At 57.2% G+C, this 16,633-nt stretch carries 18 protein-coding genes; 4 read left to right on the top strand and 14 right to left on the bottom strand.

The window, feature by feature from the left end:
* The first annotated feature begins 150 nt into the window (after positions 1–150).
* Complete coding sequence (metR, locus tag EKN83_RS16690; RefSeq protein ID WP_025757533.1) at positions 151–1,104, top strand: HTH-type transcriptional regulator MetR; 954 nt, start codon at positions 151–153, stop codon at positions 1,102–1,104.
* On the opposite strand, the gene EKN83_RS16685 is transcribed toward metR, so the two are convergent.
* From EKN83_RS16685 to pldB, 3 genes are all read right to left on the bottom strand, one after another.
* The gene (locus tag EKN83_RS16685; protein ID WP_045285583.1) at positions 992–1,891 is read right to left on the bottom strand and encodes a carboxylate/amino acid/amine transporter; all 900 of its coding nucleotides are present in this window, start codon (positions 1,889–1,891) and stop codon (positions 992–994) included. The two genes, metR and EKN83_RS16685, sit on opposite strands and share 113 nt — an antisense overlap.
* Positions 1,892–1,973: 82 nt before the next feature.
* Positions 1,974–2,774, bottom strand: coding sequence for a sugar/pyridoxal phosphate phosphatase YigL (gene yigL / locus EKN83_RS16680; protein ID WP_025757535.1), 801 nt, complete (start codon positions 2,772–2,774; stop codon positions 1,974–1,976).
* Between the two features lie 25 nt (positions 2,775–2,799).
* A complete protein-coding gene (pldB, locus tag EKN83_RS16675; protein WP_095450462.1) occupies positions 2,800–3,792 on the bottom strand; it encodes a lysophospholipase L2 in 993 nt (330 codons plus the stop codon).
* 109 nt (positions 3,793–3,901) lie between these two features.
* Here pldB and rhtB point away from each other — a divergent pair, with 109 nt between their 5' ends.
* Positions 3,902–4,522, top strand: a complete 621-nt coding sequence (gene rhtB / locus EKN83_RS16670; protein WP_008501533.1) for a homoserine/homoserine lactone efflux protein — start codon at positions 3,902–3,904, stop codon at positions 4,520–4,522.
* Here rhtB and rhtC read toward each other — a convergent pair.
* The 3 genes from rhtC to pldA form a co-directional block, all read right to left on the bottom strand.
* Positions 4,519–5,139 carry a threonine export protein RhtC gene (gene rhtC / locus EKN83_RS16665; protein WP_025757538.1) on the bottom strand — a complete coding sequence of 207 codons (621 nt, stop codon included), beginning with the start codon at positions 5,137–5,139 and terminating at the stop codon, positions 4,519–4,521. The genes rhtB and rhtC overlap by 4 nt on opposite strands.
* 61 nt (positions 5,140–5,200) lie before the next feature.
* Positions 5,201–7,030 (bottom strand): ATP-dependent DNA helicase RecQ, encoded by a 1,830-nt coding sequence (gene recQ, locus EKN83_RS16660; RefSeq protein WP_032644788.1) that lies wholly within the window; start codon positions 7,028–7,030, stop codon positions 5,201–5,203.
* 90 nt (positions 7,031–7,120) lie between these two features.
* Entirely contained in the window at positions 7,121–7,990 is an 870-nt protein-coding gene (gene pldA, locus EKN83_RS16655; protein ID WP_025757542.1) for a phospholipase A, read from the bottom strand.
* Positions 7,991–8,153: 163 nt separating this feature from the next.
* On the opposite strand from pldA, the gene yigI reads away from it, so the two are divergent.
* A complete protein-coding gene (gene yigI / locus EKN83_RS16650; RefSeq protein ID WP_025757543.1) occupies positions 8,154–8,621 on the top strand; it encodes an acyl-CoA thioesterase YigI in 468 nt (155 codons plus the stop codon).
* 51 nt (positions 8,622–8,672) lie between these two features.
* Positions 8,673–9,569: an EamA family transporter RarD gene (gene rarD, locus EKN83_RS16645; RefSeq protein WP_045285580.1), complete on the top strand. Its 897-nt coding sequence runs from the start codon at positions 8,673–8,675 to the stop codon at positions 9,567–9,569.
* Positions 9,570–9,612: 43 nt separating this feature from the next.
* Here the strand turns inward: rarD and corA are convergent, their stop codons facing one another.
* The 8 genes from corA to lptM form a co-directional block, all read right to left on the bottom strand.
* Positions 9,613–10,563: a magnesium/cobalt transporter CorA gene (gene corA, locus EKN83_RS16640; RefSeq protein ID WP_025757547.1), complete on the bottom strand. Its 951-nt coding sequence runs from the start codon at positions 10,561–10,563 to the stop codon at positions 9,613–9,615.
* 150 nt (positions 10,564–10,713) lie between these two features.
* Positions 10,714–10,770 carry a YsgD/CorL family protein gene (gene ysgD / locus EKN83_RS23415; RefSeq protein WP_212743980.1) on the bottom strand — a complete coding sequence of 19 codons (57 nt, stop codon included), beginning with the start codon at positions 10,768–10,770 and terminating at the stop codon, positions 10,714–10,716.
* Between the two features lie 149 nt (positions 10,771–10,919).
* Complete coding sequence (gene uvrD / locus EKN83_RS16630; RefSeq protein WP_126801302.1) at positions 10,920–13,082, bottom strand: DNA helicase II; 2,163 nt, start codon at positions 13,080–13,082, stop codon at positions 10,920–10,922.
* 76 nt (positions 13,083–13,158) lie between these two features.
* Positions 13,159–13,875: a 5-amino-6-(5-phospho-D-ribitylamino)uracil phosphatase YigB gene (gene yigB / locus EKN83_RS16625; protein WP_025757549.1), complete on the bottom strand. Its 717-nt coding sequence runs from the start codon at positions 13,873–13,875 to the stop codon at positions 13,159–13,161.
* Positions 13,875–14,777, bottom strand: coding sequence for a tyrosine recombinase XerC (xerC, locus tag EKN83_RS16620; protein ID WP_025757550.1), 903 nt, complete (start codon positions 14,775–14,777; stop codon positions 13,875–13,877). The genes yigB and xerC overlap by 1 nt, the downstream gene beginning before the upstream one ends.
* Positions 14,774–15,481 (bottom strand): DUF484 domain-containing protein, encoded by a 708-nt coding sequence (locus EKN83_RS16615; RefSeq protein ID WP_095442006.1) that lies wholly within the window; start codon positions 15,479–15,481, stop codon positions 14,774–14,776. The genes xerC and EKN83_RS16615 overlap by 4 nt, the downstream gene beginning before the upstream one ends.
* A complete protein-coding gene (gene dapF, locus EKN83_RS16610; RefSeq protein WP_008501545.1) occupies positions 15,478–16,302 on the bottom strand; it encodes a diaminopimelate epimerase in 825 nt (274 codons plus the stop codon). The genes EKN83_RS16615 and dapF overlap by 4 nt, the downstream gene beginning before the upstream one ends.
* Positions 16,303–16,337: 35 nt before the next feature.
* Positions 16,338–16,541, bottom strand: coding sequence for an LPS translocon maturation chaperone LptM (gene lptM, locus EKN83_RS16605; protein WP_013099260.1), 204 nt, complete (start codon positions 16,539–16,541; stop codon positions 16,338–16,340).
* Positions 16,542–16,633: the final 92 nt, after the last annotated feature.

The following is a 16,633-nucleotide window of genomic DNA, read 5'->3' as shown; positions in this document are numbered from 1 at the left end:
AGTAAGTGACCGGGGTGAGTAAACGCAGCCAACGCACCATAAATTTAAAAGACGAAGGATTTTAGACGTCCAGATGTTTACACTTCTATAATTGGCGGTTACTGTATATTCCTCAAGCGCAAAATGTTCATGCCGAAGTGAAGGACTTTCATGATCGAGATAAAACACCTGAAAACGCTCCAGGCGTTACGGAACTGCGGCTCGCTCGCGGCGGCGGCGGCCACGCTGCACCAGACCCAATCCGCCCTTTCTCACCAGTTCAGCGATCTGGAACAACGCCTCGGCTTTCGTCTTTTTGTGCGTAAGAGCCAGCCGCTGCGCTTTACGCCGCAGGGCGAGATCCTGTTGCAGCTGGCGAATCAGGTCCTGCCGCAGATCGCCAGCGCGCTGCAGGCGTGTAACGAACCGCAGCAGACCACACTGCGTATCGCCATTGAGTGCCACAGCTGTATCCAGTGGCTGACCCCCGCGCTTGAGAACTTCCGCCAGAAGTGGCCACAGGTGGAAATGGACTTTAAATCCGGCGTGACGTTCGACCCGCAGCCCTCGCTGCAGCAGGGCGAGCTGGATCTGGTGATGACGTCCGATATTCTGCCGCGCAGCGGCCTGCACTATTCACCGATGTTTGATTATGAAGTGCGCCTGGTGCTGGCGCCGGACCATCCGCTGGCGGCCAAAACGCGCATCACGCCGGAAGACCTGGCGACAGAAACGCTGCTGATTTATCCCGTTCAGCGCAGTCGTCTGGATATCTGGCGTCACTTCCTGCAGCCGGCAGGCATTAGCCCGCAGCTGAAAAGCGTGGATAACACCCTGCTGTTGATTCAGATGGTGGCGGCCAGAATGGGTATCGCAGCGCTGCCGCACTGGGTGGTGGAGAGTTTTGAACGCCAGGGCCTGGTGGTCACCAAAACCCTGGGTGAAGGACTGTGGAGCCGGCTGTACGCCGCCGTGCGCGATGGCGAGCAGCGACAGCCCATTACAGAGGCGTTTATTCGCTCAGCGCGGAACCACGCGTGCGACCATCTTCCGTTTGTGCGGAGCGCGGAGCGACCCAGCGGCGATGGACCCACAGCGAAGCCAGGATCACCGTTCCCCCAATAAGGAAGCTCGGCCAGTGCGGCTGTTGCTGCCAGATGGCGAGGTTGACCAGCAGCCCCGCCGGGACATGCACGTTGTTCATGATCCCCAGCGTACCGGCGTCGACCTGGGTCGCGCCGTAGTTCCACATGAAGTATCCCAGCCCTGAAGCCACCACGCCCAGCCAGACCAGAACGCCCCACTGCACGTTTGTGGTTGGCAGTTTTTGCGGGTTACCGAGCATAAACCACGCCGCCACCGCAACAATCGCAGCCCCCATATAGAACCAGGCGAACGCGTTATGCTGCGGCATCGGACGGGTTTCCATCAGACGTTTGTAGCCCACCATGCCGATGGCGAAACTGATGTTGGCGAGCTGGACGAACATCAGCCCGGTCCAGAAGTGATCGCTCACTTTGTCGTAGCGAATAATCGCCGCGCCAATCACCGCCAGTGCCGCGCTCAGCAGGTATCCCCAGCGCAGGCGGCGCCTGCTGAGCAGGTCGTAAATCAGCGTGATATAGAGCGGCGTAAGCACGGTGAACAGCAGGAATTCAGAGACGGACAGGTAGACGTAAGCCCGGAAGCTAAACAGATACATGATGCCGAGCTGCATCGCCCCCACCAGCATATACAGCACGATCGTTTTCAACGATTGCCCGCGCGTACGCAGAAACGGCAGGAACACCAGCGCCGCCAGCCCCACGCGCATCAGCACCGAGAAGTAGCTGTCGACTGAACCGGCAAGGTATTCGCCAATCAGGCTAAAGGAGAAGGCCCACAGGATAGTGGTGATAATGAGTAGCGCCACAATGCTTGTCTCTCAGAAATAAGGAGAGGCATTGTAGCGAACTCTTTAGTTGACAACTGAACAATAAAGAACCGAATGAAGATTATTCAAGGAACAGTTTGCGCAGATACTTCGGTACCGCGTTATCAGCGTTAGAACCAATCACTTCCAGTTCCGGGTGCAGATCTTTCAGACGCTGGTGCGCGTTCTGCATGATACAGCCCTTACCTGCCATCGAAAGCATTTCGGCATCGTTCATGCCGTCACCAAAGGCGATACAGTCTTTCAGCCCGAAGCCCAGACGTTTCGCGACCGCTTCCAGGGCGTGGCCTTTGGAGACACCTCCCGCCATCACTTCCAGACAGGTCAGCGTTGAGAAGCTGACATTAACGCGATCGCCCCAGCGGGCGTTGATCGCCTGTTCCAGCGGGAGCAGCTCTTCATGGCTGTCGCAGGTGAAGAACACTTTACTGATGCCATCCGGCTCCAGCAGACCTGGTTCATACAGGGAGTAGTTGAATACCGCTTCTTTGAAGAAACGCATTTCATCCGGGCGATGGCGGTTCATGAACCAGTCGTCATCGCGGTAAACGTTAGTGACGATAGCCGGATTATTGTGCACCACACCGAACAGATCGGCAGCAATATCGCGATCCAGGTTGTGCGTAAAGATCAGATTGCCGTCGGTATCATGTACGCGCGCACCGTTGGAGGTGATCATGTACGATTTGATCTCAAGATTATCGCGGATCTGCCCCACGTCTACGTGGTGGCGGCCGGTGGCAAACACAAAGTTCACGCCCCGGGCAGTCAGCAGCTTTAAGGTCTCTTTCGCGTAAGGCGACAGGGTGTGGTCGGGGGAGAGCAGCGTGCCATCTAAATCAGATGCAACAACCTGGTACATAGGAAAATTTAACCTCAATAGACAATCAGTTATGCCGGTCGAAAAACTCGACGATGGCGTTAAGCGCGACTGAGCGCATAGCGTCCTTTTCAAAAAGGATCTCATGGTACGCGCCGTTGATAACCAACGGTTTTCCCCCTTCACAAGGGTGGCCGGCGGCAGCGCGGAGTTCACAAAAGCGGTCATGCATGCGGTTATCCACCACACGCTCTTCTTCAGCCTGAATCAGGAGGGTTGGCGTGTCATCATTCGTGACGCCTGCCAGAACCTGCTCACCGGCAAGGATCCCTTCCCGTACCCAGTGATATGTCGGGCCGCCCACGCGCAGGCGCGGCTCATCGGCATAAAAACGCAGGTTACGACGATAGCGCTGTCGGCTGTGCGTCAGGACGTTCATCGCAAAGGGCAATGCTCGCCAGCGCCCCGTTCCGATGGCATAGCCTTCCCGAATGCGCTGATGGCCCTCAGCCCAGTCGAGAATATGACGTACCATCCAGTCAGGAAAACGCATGACGATGCCATACATCGGCGCGGTGAGCGCAATGGCGTCGCACTGATGCGGGTGGCGCTGTAAGAACAGCGTTGAAATCGCACCGCCCATCGAGTGTGCCAGGATATAGCGCTTCCGCCAGGGGCCAGGCTCGACCTCCTGCTGCCAGAACGCGGCGAGATCGTCGACGTAATCACTGAAGTTATCCACATGGCCGCGATGCGTGTCCGATAACAGGCGGCCGGAAAGCCCCTGCCCGCGATGGTCAATAATCAGCACATCGAAGCCAAGATGGAACAGGTCATAGGCCAGTTCGGCGTATTTGACGTAGCTCTCGATACGTCCGGGGCAGACCACAATGACCCGGTCATTTTTCTTATCGCGAAAACGCACAAAGCGTACCGGAATACCACCGACACCCGTAAACTCATCTTCCTCACGCTGGCGCCAGAAATCGGTCAGCGGCCCCATGGAGAAAGCAGCAAATGCGTTTTCTCGTGTTTCCCAGTCCTTTTTCTGCTGAAACATCGGGTTTCTACTCACCTAAGCCAAGGAATATCGTTTTTTCGTCACCGGTCACAAAATGACTCAACAATAGCGTATTGTGGCATAAAAACAGACGATTCGGGAGTTTCAAATGACCTTCGAGTGGTGGTTCGCTTACCTGCTGACATCCATCATCCTTAGCCTTTCACCAGGCTCGGGCGCCATTAACACCATGACCACCTCCATTAACCACGGCTATCGCGGTGCGGCGGCGTCGATTGCTGGTTTGCAGACCGGGCTGGGCATTCACATCGTGCTGGTCGGGATTGGTCTGGGCACCCTGTTCTCCCGCTCGGTGCTGGCGTTTGAAGTACTGAAATGGGCCGGGGCAGCGTATCTGATCTGGCTCGGCATCCAGCAGTGGCGCGCGGCAGGCTCCATCAACCTGAACACGCTCGCGCAGACGCAAAATCGTGGCCATCTGTTTAAGCGTGCGGTGTTCGTCAACCTGACCAACCCGAAAAGCATCGTCTTCCTCGCCGCGCTGTTCCCGCAGTTTATCGTGCCGCATCAGCCCCAGGTGATGCAGTACGTGGTGCTGGGCGCGACCACCATTATCGTCGATATCATCGTGATGATTGGTTACGCGACGCTGGCGCAGCGAATTGCGGCATGGATTAAAGGGCCTAAACAGATGAAGGCCCTGAATAAGGTGTTTGGTTCGCTGTTCATGCTGGTTGGCGCGCTGCTTGCGTCAGCGCGTCACGCTTAGCGAGAAATGATGAGATGAATACCGAAGCCAGCGAACAGCGCGCCGGCGAAGCCGTCAATCCACTTCGCGATGCGCTGGTAGCCGCGGCGCATCGCCGGTAAGGCAAACAGGCTTGCCACGATGGTGAACCAGGCAAACGTCTCAACCACGATCAGCAGGAAGATCCCCCAGCGTGCGCCCGCGCCAACGCTGTCGCCGACAAACAGCGAAAAGACAGAGCCGAAATAGATAATCGCTTTCGGGTTCGCCAGGTTGGTCAGCAGACCTTTTACAAAACTGCGGCCGCCCGTTGCCAGCTCAACCTTTGGCTCTTGCGGTTTTTTCTCTTCTTTCTTCAGCGCCCCGCGCAGCATCTGGTAGCCCATCCAGCACAGGTACAGCCCGCCACCGACCATAATGATGTTATGCAGCCAGGCCATTTTCGCCAGAATCAGGTTCAGACCAAGCAGCGCCACCGCCGCCCAGACCATAACGCCCATGGTGATACCCAGCACGCCCATCATCGCCTCTTTGCGGGAGCGGCTGACCGCGGTTTGTGATACGAAGAAGAAGTCAGGACCCGGGCTCATCAGCGCAACGATGTGCACTAACGCCACGGTGAGAAATAGCATTAACATAATTCGCTCGCGGGGAAATAATTCAGTGAGTCACCATCCTGGCACTTTTTCGCCCGGCTGACTACTCCTCATCATCACCGTCAGCATGGGAACGGATAAGCGCCATAAACTCCTTACCAAAACGCTCCAGCTTGCGCGTGCCAACGCCGTTAACGCTGAGCATTTCGCTGGCGCTCAGCGGCATCTGTTCGGCCATCTCGATCAGCGTCGCGTCGTTGAACACCACGTAAGGCGGGATGTTTTCTTCATCGGCGATGGCTTTACGCAGCTTGCGCAGTTTGGCAAACAGCTTGCGGTCGTAGTTGCCGCCGTACGATTTTTGCATCACTCGCGGCTTCAGGGCGACAACGCGCGGCACGGCAAGCTTCAGTTCAACGTCCCCCCTCAGCACCGGGCGCGCGGCTTCGGTGAGCTGAAGCGCGGAGTGCTGGGCGATGTTCTGTGTGGCAAAACCGAGGTGAATCAGCTGACGAATAATGCTGACCCAGTGCTCGTGACTCTGATCCTTGCCAATACCGTAGACAGGCAGCTTGTCGTGGCCCATATCTCGGATACGCTGGTTATTGGCACCACGCAGCACTTCCACCACGTAGCCCATCCCGAAGCGCTGATTCACACGATAAATGGTTGAGAGCGCCTTACGCGCGTCCATCAGACCATCGTACTGTTTCGGCGGATCGAGGCAGATATCGCAGTTGCCACACGGCTCCTGTCGCCCTTCACCAAAGTAGTTGAGCAGCACCAGGCGACGGCAGGTTTGCGCTTCGGCAAATGCGCCCATCGCGTTGAGCTTGTGACGTTCGATATCCTGCAGCTGCCCCTGCGGTTTCTCTTCCAGGCAGCGGCGCAGCCACGCCATATCGGCCGGATCGTAAAACAGCATCGCTTCCGCAGGCAGACCGTCGCGTCCGGCGCGACCGGTTTCCTGATAGTAAGATTCAATATTGCGTGGAATGTCGAAGTGCACCACAAAGCGCACGTTTGGCTTGTTGATCCCCATGCCGAACGCCACCGTCGCCACCACAATCTGCAGGTCGTCGCGCTGGAATTTTTCCTGCACGTCGGCGCGGATGTGGTTTTCCAGCCCGGCATGGTAAGCCGCCGCGCTAAAGCCGCGGTTTTGCAGGCGCGCGGCGGTGTCTTCCACCTTCGCACGGCTGTTGCAGTAGATGATGCCGGACTTGCCGCGCTGCTCCTGCACGTAGCGTAAGAGCTGATCCAGCGGCTTGAATTTTTCCATCAGCATGTAGCGGATGTTGGGGCGGTCGAAGCTGCTGACCTGAATATAGGGGTCGTTCAGCCCCAGCAGGCGAACGATATCCAGACGGGTGGTGTCATCTGCCGTGGCGGTAAGCGCCATAAACGGCAGCTCGGGGAAGCGCTGACGCAGCTGACCGAGTGCGGCGTATTCCGGACGGAAATCGTGTCCCCACTGGGAGATACAGTGCGCTTCATCCACCGCCAGCAGCACCGGATTCCAGTGCGCGAGGTGGTCGAGGAAGTTATCCAGCATCAGGCGTTCGGGCGCGATATACAGCAGGCGGATCTGCCCGGTGCGGCACCCGGCCATCACTTCCTGCTGCTGCTCGCGGGTTTGCGTGGAGTTAAGACAGGCCGCCGCCACGCCGTTGGCGAGCAGCTGGTCCACCTGGTCTTTCATCAGCGAAATCAGGGGCGATACCACCACCGTCAGGCCGTTAAGCACCAGCGCGGGCACCTGATAACAGAGCGATTTACCGCCGCCGGTTGGCATCACCACCAGGCAGTCGCGGCCTTCCAGCACCGTTTCAATGATGGTTTCCTGGCCAGGGCGGAACTGCTGGTAGCCAAAGGTTTCATGCAAAACCTGTTTAGCCAGCGACTCCTGATTCAATACTTCCGCCTGCGCCACATTAACCCCATCTGCGAAAAATAAAACAGGCGCTATTTTCAGCGCCTGAGAGAGAAACTTCAACGTTTAACGCAAAAACATTCGAGCTGTCTAGAGAATGTCGTTCAGCATCACGCCCACGCCGACACGGGTCTGGTTGAAGTTGTAGTCGATAAGCGACTCGCCGTAACCGCTGTAGACCTGCGTATAGATACGCACGTGCTTCGTCATTGGGTAGCTTAAGCCCACTTCCGCACCGCCGTAACCGGTGTTCCAGTTATACTGGCCCTTCGCGCTCAGCACAGCATCGCCCAGCTGATAGCCGACTTTGAGCTGGTAGTAGCCCATGTATTTGGTGATATCCGGGTTGTCATCGGTTTCGCCCACCACATACCACGGCTTCACCTCCACCATCCAGTTGCCATTCTGCGCCATCAGGCGCGTATAGGCGCGGTTCCAGCTACGGGAAGTCGGGTCGGAACGGCCGTTGGAATCGTGGTTAAAGCCCACTTCGACGTCACGCAGTGTCCAGCCCGCAAACTCATAATCCGTTGCAAAACCGAGGAACAGCTGTGGCTCATAGTTGGTTTCACGGAACGGCGAGGACTCGCCGCTGTTAGAGAGCTGCCACCAGGATTTTTGCGTGTAAGACGCGCCCAGCACCGAGTTCGGCCCCAGAATGCCGCGCCAGAACGGGAAGGCCAGGCTGAGCTGGAACTTCACCTCATCTTTACGCGCATTATCAGACCAGTTATAGGAGCTTATCGCCTCTTTGTTGAGGTCACTGGTCTGGGTGTAAATCACGTAGTTGGTATCATACGGATAGAGCGTGAACGGATTGTCATGCTCCTGAAGTAGGTTGGCGATAATGCTGCCGTGAACGGCAGGTTTATCATGCACCTCTTTGATCGTCGCTTCCTGCGCATACGCTGTGAGGGGCAGCGAAACCGCCGCCAGTAACCAGGCCAGATACGTCCGCATCGGTGGTGTTCTCCTGCAAAAGAGTAAATTTCGTTGAATAGTTATGTGCCCGTCATTCTACAGACTTCTGCGACAACTGCTGCATCCTCGTTTCTGAAAGTGGAATTCCTTATTGCTGAGGCATAAAATCAACATTTCATTAACAATAAGGATGTGATGCCTCATGTCAGCCATGCTTACCGCCGATGAAGTGTTAAAACTCGTGGGCGAGATTTTTGTTTACCATATGCCGTTTAACCGTGCGCTGGGACTGGAGCTGGAGCGTTATGAAAAGGACTTTGCCCAGCTGAGTTTCAACAACCAGCCAATGATGGTGGGTAACTGGGCGCAAAGTATTTTACACGGCGGGGTGATTGCCTCCGCGCTGGACGTCGCGGCAGGCCTGGTCTGTGTGGGCAGCACGCTGACCCGCCACGACACCATCAACGAAGACGAACTTCGCCAGCGTCTGGCACGCATGGGCACTATCGACTTACGCGTTGACTACCTTCGCCCGGGGCGCGGAAATCGCTTTACCTGTACCAGCAGCCTGTTGCGCGCGGGCAACAAAGTTGCCGTGGCACGCGTTGAATTACACAACGAGGAACAGGTCTATATCGCCAGCGCAACTGCCACTTATATGGTGGGTTGAGGCTGCAAAATCGGGTAAAATTATTTCACTTTTTTGTAACGGATTTTCCCGATGGATGCTAAACAGACGCGGCAGGGCGTTTTACTCGCCCTTGCCGCTTATTTTATTTGGGGTATCGCCCCGGCGTATTTTAAGCTTATCGCCGACGTTCCGGCCGATGAGATCCTGACTCACCGCGTCATCTGGTCGTTCTTCTTTATGATTGCGCTGATGAGCCTCAGCCGTCAGTGGTCAGGCGTCAAAACGCTGCTGCAAACCCCGAAGAAGATTTTCCTGCTGGCGCTCTCTGCCGTGCTGATCGGCGGTAACTGGCTGCTGTTTATCTGGGCAGTGAATAACCACCACATGCTCGAAGCAAGTCTGGGGTACTTCATTAACCCGCTGGTGAATATTGTGCTGGGGATGATTTTCCTCGGCGAGCGCTTCCGACGTATGCAGTGGGTGGCCGTCATTCTGGCCTTCTGCGGCGTGATGGTACAGCTCTGGACCTTCGGCTCGTTGCCGATTATTGCCCTCGGCCTGGCGTTCAGCTTTGCCTTTTATGGCCTGGTGCGTAAGAAGATAGCTGTCGAAGCACAAACCGGCATGCTGTTTGAAACCCTGTGGCTGCTGCCGGTTGCGGCGATTTATCTTTTCGGCATCGCCGACAGCCCGACCAGCCATATGGGCAGCAACCCGTGGTCGCTGAATTTGATGCTGATGGCGGCAGGTGTGGTAACGACGATCCCACTGCTGTGCTTCACCGGTGCGGCGACGCGCCTGCGTCTCTCTACCCTGGGCTTCTTCCAGTATATTGGCCCGACGCTGATGTTCCTGCTGGCGGTGGTGTTTTACGGTGAAGTGCCGGGTGCGGATAAAATGGTGACGTTCGCCTTTATCTGGGTGGCGCTGGCGATTTTTGTCGCCGATGCGATTTACACCCAGCGCAGGGCCCGCAAAGGAATGTAGGTGTTTTGTAGGGCGGGTAAGCGCAGCGCTACCCGCCAGATGTTTACAGCCAGTTACGACGCTTAAAGTACAGATACGGCGCCAGCCCGGCGAGGATCATAAAGATAATCGCCCCCGGGTAACCAAAGCTCCACTTCAGCTCCGGCATAAACTCAAAGTTCATCCCGTAGCTGGAGGCCACCAGCGTCGGCGGCAGGAACACCACGGATACCACTGAGAAGATCTTGATGATGCGGTTCTGCTCGATGTTGATAAAGCCCATCGCCGCCTGCATCAGGAAGTTGACCTTCTGGAACAGGGATTCGTTGTGCGGCAGCAGGGATTCGATATCGCGCAGGATCTCCCGCGCCTGCTCCAGCTGGCCGCCCGGCAGACGCGCCTTGCGCACCAGGAAATTCAGCGCGCGCTGGGTATCCATCAGACACAAACGCACTTTCCAGCCGATATCTTCCAGCTCCGCCAGGGTGGAGAGCGCTTCGTCGTACTCATCGCCCTGATGGCCTTCCATGATGACACGGCTCAGCTTTTCCAGATCGCTGTAGATGTTTTCAATCTCGTCCGCCAGCTGTTCAATTTTGGTCTCGAACAGGTCGAGCAGCAGCTCCCAGGCATTACCATCATTTAATGGCTGGCTGCGGGCGCGCATGCGGTAGAGACGGAATGCCGGCAGCTCACGCTCGCGCAGGGTAAACAGGCGGCCATCACGAATGGTAAACGCCACGGTGGAGTTTCCCGCGTGGTCTTCAGCATCTTCAAAGAAGAAGAAAGAGTGAATGTGCAAACCGTCTTCGTCTTCAAAAAAACGCGCAGATGCTTCGATGTCTTCCAGCTCCGGGCGTGTCGCCAGGCTTTGTCCCAGCTCAGATTGTACGCGAAGGCGTTCATCGTCGTCCGGCTCGACCAGATCCACCCATACGGCATCAATGAGGGGCTGTGACTCTTCGGCTTCAAGCCGCGTCAGTCGGTTATTTTCGAGTTGAAATGCGCTCAACATGACCGGGACTCCCAATGCAAAAAAAATCGGACAGTTCGGTGGGCACACAGAAACAAATTGGGTTTCAGACCATTAAACAGCCTGACTCAGCGCGACGGGAATAATGCAGTCGCTGACAACCACTAAGGCCATCAGCAAGAGGAGATAGCCTTAGGAGTTGTTCCTGGATGACAGGGAATTGAGCCAGTATCTACTGGGTGTGTCCAAGGCGAATGTCCTCTTAGCGTAATCGTGCGCGCATGTTACGCCAGCTATAACTGTGGCGTCAACACGCAACGGAACGCTGAAGGGCATTAATTGACCTTCAACGTATAAGGTTAGCAGATTATTACAAAATAATGATATTTTTCTGAATGTTACACAGTTTCCAGCTTCGCGTAGGCTGCCACCAGCCATTTGATTCCCTGCCCCTGGAACGCCACCTGCAGGCGGCTGTGCTCACCGCTGCCTTCCAGATTCACAATGGTCCCTTCGCCAAACTTAGAATGGCGCACGCGCTGGCCCAGCTTGTAGCCGGTGTCGGTTTCCGCCATCGGCGATCCCATCCGCTGATGGCTGATCGGACGGCTGATGCTGGCACGCAGACGCACCTCTTCCACGCACTCCTCCGGCAGTTCACCGATAAAGCGCGACGGACGGTGATAGACCTCTTTACCATACAGGCGGCGGGTTTCGGCGTAGGTCAGCGTCAGCTTTTGCATCGCTCGCGTCACGCCGACATAGGCCAGACGACGCTCCTCTTCCAGGCGTCCGCCTTCATCCAGCGACATCTGGCTCGGGAACATCCCCTCTTCCATACCGACGATAAACACCTGCGGGAACTCCAGACCTTTGGCGGAGTGCAGGGTCATCAGCTGAACCGCATCCTGCCAGGTGTCCGCCTGCCCTTCGCCCGCTTCCAGCGCAGCGTGAGAGAGGAACGCCTGCAGCGGCATCAGGTCTTCATCTTCTTCGTTGTAGCTGAACTGGCGCGTTGCCGTCACCAGTTCCTCTAAGTTCTCAATACGGGTCTGGCCTTTCTCACCTTTTTCCTGCTCGTACATGGTTCGCAGGCCGGAGTCTTTAATCACCCGGTCGGTCTGCACGTGCAGCGGCATGTCGGCGGTTTCCTGCGCCAGGGCGTCAATCAGCTCAAGGAAGCGCTGCAGGGCGCTGGCCGCGCGTCCGGCAAGCGCTTTTTCCTGCAGCAGCTCGCGGCACGCCTGCCACAGCGTCAGCTGACGGTCGCGCGAGGCCTGACGCACCACGTCCAGCGTACGGTCGCCAATCCCGCGGGTCGGCGTGTTGACCACGCGTTCAAACGCCGCGTCGTCGTTACGGTTCGCAATGAGGCGCAGATAGGAGAGCGCGTCTTTGATTTCCTGACGTTCGAAGAAGCGCATACCGCCGTAAATGCGGTATGGCATCCCCACCTGCAGCAGCGCCTCTTCCAGCACGCGCGACTGGGCGTTGCTGCGATAGAGAATGGCACACTGTTCCAGCGCGCCACCGTTGTCCTGCCAGGTTTTAATGCGGTTCACCACGAAGCGGGCTTCATCGAGTTCGTTGAAGGCGCAGTAAATCGAAATCGGTTCGCCGTCGACGCCGTCGGTCCACAGTTTTTTCCCCAGACGCCCGTTGTTGTTTTCAATCAGGGCGTTGGCCGCGCTCAGGATATTGCTGGTTGAGCGGTAGTTCTGCTCCAGACGGATGGTCTGTGCACCCGGGAAGTCATTGAGGAAGCGCTGAATATTCTCTACCTGCGCCCCGCGCCAGCCGTAGATTGACTGGTCGTCATCACCCACGATCATCACCTTGCCGGTATCGCCGGCCAGCAGGCGGATCCACGCGTACTGGATGTTGTTGGTATCCTGGAATTCGTCCACCAGAATATTGGTGAAGCGTTCGCGGTAGTGCTGCAGGATATGCGGTTTGTTGAGCCACAGCTCGTGGGCGCGCAGCAGCAGCTCGGCGAAATCCACCAGGCCGGCGCGATCGCACGCTTCCTGATAGGCCTTGTAGACGTTCTGCCAGGTCTGCTCGACCGGGTTGCCGAAGCTCTGAATGTGGTGCGGGCGCAACCCTTCGTCTTTCTGGCCGTTGATGTACCACATCGCCTGACGCGGTGGCCACTGCTTCTCGTCGAGGTTCATCGCCTTGATCAGGCGTTTCAGCAGACGGAGCTGGTCTTCGCTGTCGAGGATCTGGAAATCCTGCGGCAGATTGGCATCCATATGGTGCGCGCGCAGCAGGCGGTGCGCCAGGCCGTGGAAGGTGCCGACCCACATGCCGCCCTGGCTGGTGCCCATCAGCTGGGCGATACGGTGGCGCATCTCCGCCGCCGCCTTGTTGGTAAACGTGACCGCCATGATGGAGTATGGCGAGCAGTTCTCCACGCTCTGCAGCCAGGCGATACGGTGAACCAACACGCGTGTCTTACCACTGCCCGCCCCCGCCAGCACCAGCAGGTTGGTGCGCGAGGCGGCAACCGCGTCACGCTGTTTGTCATTAAGGCTGTCGAGCAGGTAAGAAACGTCCATTGGCACCGTCACGTCATGTCGGGCAGGCGAATAGCATTCGCCAAAACCCTGTTAATTTATACAGAACAACTGATGATTATATCAGCGTCGTGAGGGATGCCAACCGCGAAATTTCCAGGTGTGGCAGAAGACGGCTATCGGAGGCGATCATCAGGTCGGCGTTTTCCGGCTTGATCCAGCAGGCCTGCATGCCGCAGCGGATGGCTCCGGCCACGTCTGTGGTCAGGTCATCCCCCACGTGCAGAATCTGACCCAGCGGCAGGTTCAGTTTTTCCGCCGCCAGATGGTACATATCGTTAAACGGCTTCGCGCGCCCGTGGGGACCCGCACGCAGCACAAATTCAAAGTAATCACTCAGGCCAAACAGCTCCGGCTGGGCATTACCGTTGGTGATCGCCACCAGCGGCCATTTTTCGGCAAGGGCAGTCAGCGTGTCGTGGGTCTCCTGCGGCACGTCGATACGGCTGCGCCATTTGGCAAAGTGTTCCATTGCCGCTTCAGCCCCAATGGCCGCATCCTGTACGCTGAGCCCCGCGTTGAGCATCGCCTGCTCAACCGCGCGGCGACGCCATTCGGTCACGTCGTGGTAAATCTCCGGCTCGGTTTCCCGCAGGGACTGACGCAGCTTCTGGAAGTCCTTGTTCTGTATCGTCTTCAGCGCCGGATGGTAGTTCTGGACAAACGCCAGCGACTCCTGCTCGGTACGCAGGATCACGTCGCGGTTATCATAAAGGGTGTCATCAAGGTCAAACGTCAGGGCGGAGATCTGACCGAGTGGGCGGTAAAAACGCATTATTTCCCCCGTTTGGCGCGTGGATGCGCCGCGTCGTACACCGAGGCAAGGTGTTGAAAGTCTAAGTGGGTATAAATTTGAGTGGTCGACAGATTCGCGTGGCCGAGCAGTTCCTGCACGCCGCGCAGATCGCCGCTTGACTCAAGCATGTGTGTCGCAAAGGAGTGGCGCAGCTTGTGCGGGTGAACGTGGCTGTTAAGCCCCTGCTTAATGCCCCACTCCGCAAAGCGCTTCTGCACGTTACGCGCCGAGATCCGCTTGCCGAGTTTCGACAGGAACAGCGCATCCTCTTCTGCGCCAAACAGCCCGCGCAGATCCAGCCAGTGCTCAATCCAGGAGACCGCATTGCGGCCAATCGGCAGGCGGCGCTCTTTGCTGCCCTTGCCCATCACCCACACTTCGCCGGTCTCCAGGTCGAGATGTTTTACATCAAGGTTAACCAGCTCCGAGAGACGTAGCCCGGCACCGTACATCACCTCCAGCATCGCGCGGTCGCGCACGGCCAGCGGATCGTTCAGATCGATATCCAGCAGGCGGTTGACGTCGTCAACGTCGATATTTTTCGGCAGATGGCGCGGGGCTTTCGGCGTGGCGATCCCTTTTGCCGGGTTGGCTTTTAAGCCTCCCTGGCTGACCAGCCAGTCGAAGAAACTGCGCAGGGCGGAGAGCCTCAACGCCAGACTTGCCGGACTGAGATTTTTTTTACGGCTACGCACAACGAACCCGCGTACCGTCGCAGCATCACATTGTTGCCAGCTTTTCAGGCCGATTTCGTCGGCAATCTGCATGATGGCATCAAGCTGACGCTGATAGTTGAGCAGGGTAATAGGGCTAAGCTGACGCTCCACGCCCAGATAGCGCAAAAAGCGGGAGACGTCTGTGGCAAGCAATCCGTCCATCATACGCGCTCAATCCAGCGCTCCAGCAGCTCAGGCAGCATCAGGGCAATCTCCTGCAGCAGGTGCGTGGCCTGCCCGCGCTCGTAGTGATGCGCGTCGCGGCTGGTAAATAAGATAACCCCCAGATCGCCATCGCGCCCCATCAGAGACATCGCTACCGAACCAATCGCTTTGGCCTCCGGCAATACCACCAGCAGTTCGGGTCCGTTCAGCGGTCCCAGATAGTGATGCTCATGGCCCAGACGCTGAATGCGCAGCGGTTCAAACGCCTGACGGCTAAGTGCCAGATGGGTAAATCCCGACGGCGCGCCAATGCGCCAGCGGTCAGGGAAAAGACGGATCGTTGCGCCCGCCAGCCCAAGCTCGCGCGCCCAGCGATGGAAGCGGCTGAGGAACTCTTCGAGGCTGTGCGCCGACGCCAGACGCGCCTGCAGATGGAGCAGACGGTAGAACAGACTTTCGTTTGTACTCGCCTGTTCCATCAGCAGCGTCATGTTCTCTTCAAGCTGATTGATGTGGTTGCGCGAGCGCGCCATATGCCATTCGACGAGCGACACGGTTCCGCGAACCGGATGTGGCACGCGCATCTCTTCGACGACGCGTGCATTGCGAATAAAAAACTCAGGATTGCGCAGCAGATAATCAACAACAGCCCTGTCGTCCAGTTCCGTCACTGTTTCCTGCAGTTCTTCCCCTGGTTGTTTCATAGATGGATAAACCCGTCATAGACATGTGCCGCCGGGCCAGTCATATACAGTGGATGACCCGGTCCTTTCCAGGCGATATCAAGCCGACCGCCTGGTAACTCCACGCGAACCTCTTCTGCCAGTAACCCCTGAGAGATGCCCACGGCCACCGCCGCACAGGCGCCGCTTCCGCAGGCCTGCGTCTCGCCCGCGCCGCGCTCGTAAACCCGCAGACGGATGTGCTCGCGTTTCACCACCTGCATAAAACCGATGTTCGCGCGCTCCGGGAAACGTTCGTGGCTCTCCAGCACCGGGCCGAGGGTTTCGACGGCGGCCGTTTCCACATCATCAACCTGAATCACACAGTGCGGGTTACCCATTGAGACGACGCCGCACAATACTGTCTGCTCGGCCGCACGCATAATATAGGTCTTTTCCGCTTTGTTTGCGCGAAACGGCACGACGGAAGGCTCGAAGTTTGGCTCGCCCATGTTCACCCGCACCAGCTCATCATCGGTGACGCTGAGCACCATACGACCATTGGCCGTACTGACGCGAATATCACGCTTGTTGGTCAGCCCTTTCAGGCGGACAAAGCGGGCAAAACAGCGCGCGCCGTTGCCGCACTGATTCACTTCGCTGCCATCCGCGTTAAAAATACGGTAGTGGAAATCGAGGTCGGGATCGTACGGCGGTTCAACCACCAGCAGTTGATCGAACCCCACGCCCAGATGCCGATCCGCCAGGCGGCGGATCAATTCCGGGGAGAAAAACACATTCTGCGTTACCGCGTCGACGACCATAAAATCGTTGCCAAGGCCATGCATTTTAGAGAACTGCATCATTTGCTCCATTGCGCGGGTACAGAACGTTGTCGTCAGAGATTAACCTGAGTCGGGCCGCCGTTGTTGCCACGATCGTTAGTATCTGGCGTAGAGGACTCAATGCCGCTGTTCACCGGTTTCGTCGGCGGTGGTGCGGTTTTATCCGCTGGCGGGAAGTACAGCGGTCCCTTCAGTCCACAGCCAGTCAGGCTAAACAGCGTGATGAGAACGGCAAGCGTTCGGAAAGCGTTTTTCATTATAAAGTTGCCCGTAAGTTCAAATCTGTTTCTATCATCGCAGGAGAAGACACAAAAGCAAGAGTTTGCCGCTTTCCTGCAACGGGATTTAT

This window comes from Enterobacter sp. WCHEn090032 (genome assembly GCF_003986875.1).
GTDB classification, from domain to species: domain Bacteria; phylum Pseudomonadota; class Gammaproteobacteria; order Enterobacterales; family Enterobacteriaceae; genus Enterobacter; species Enterobacter sichuanensis.
This window is presented reverse-complemented; position numbering and strand designations above follow the sequence as displayed.